Annotated in this window: 1 protein-coding gene; it reads right to left on the bottom strand. The window is 54.8% G+C overall.

Features of this window, described 5'->3' with window-relative positions; genetic code table 11:
* Positions 1-628: tRNA pseudouridine(55) synthase TruB (truB, locus tag ACTHUM_RS17415; protein ID WP_440403613.1), on the bottom strand; the 628-nt coding region annotated here is incomplete at both ends.

The raw sequence follows: 628 nt of genomic DNA, 5'->3' as shown, positions 1-628 counted from the left end.
GAAATGTCTTCGGTAAACTGGGGGCGTTGGCCGTGTTTGAGCATGGTAACGGCGTAGTCGTTCAGCTCGAGTTTGGGAAAATGTTGCACCAAGACATCGCAAGGCAGCAGCAGGGCATCGCGTTCGGCTTCGTCCAATTCTGCCAAGGCTTTGAGCGTGTGGCTTTGGGCAATGGTAAAGCCGGCGGTTTCAGTACGGCGCAGGGCGGTCAGGTGGGCGAATGTGCCGATGTGTTTGGCGATGTCTTCGCTGAGGGTGCGGATGTAAGTGCCTTTGCTGCAACGTACGTCTATCACGGCTTTGGGTGCATTAAACTCAGTGATATCAATGGAGTAAATGGTGATGTCGCGCGCTTTGCGTTCGATAACGATGCCTTTGCGCGCGTATTCGTACAGCGGTTTGCCTTCGTGTTTGAGGGCGGAAAACATCGGCGGCACTTGGCGGATATCGCCCGTTAAGGCTTGGCAGGCCGTCTGAAATTCGGACAATGAAATATCGGCGCGTGCGGTGGCAATGATTTCGCCTTCGGCGTCGCCTGTACTGCTGGCTTCGCCCAGTTTCAGCGTGGCCGTATAGGCTTTGTCGGCATCAATCAGATATTGGGCAAACTTGGTCGCTTCACCGAAAC

The organism is Neisseria sp. P0021.S006, from assembly GCF_051956895.1.
The sequence above is the reverse complement of the archived record's forward strand: the minus strand, read 5'-3'. Positions and strand labels throughout refer to the sequence as shown.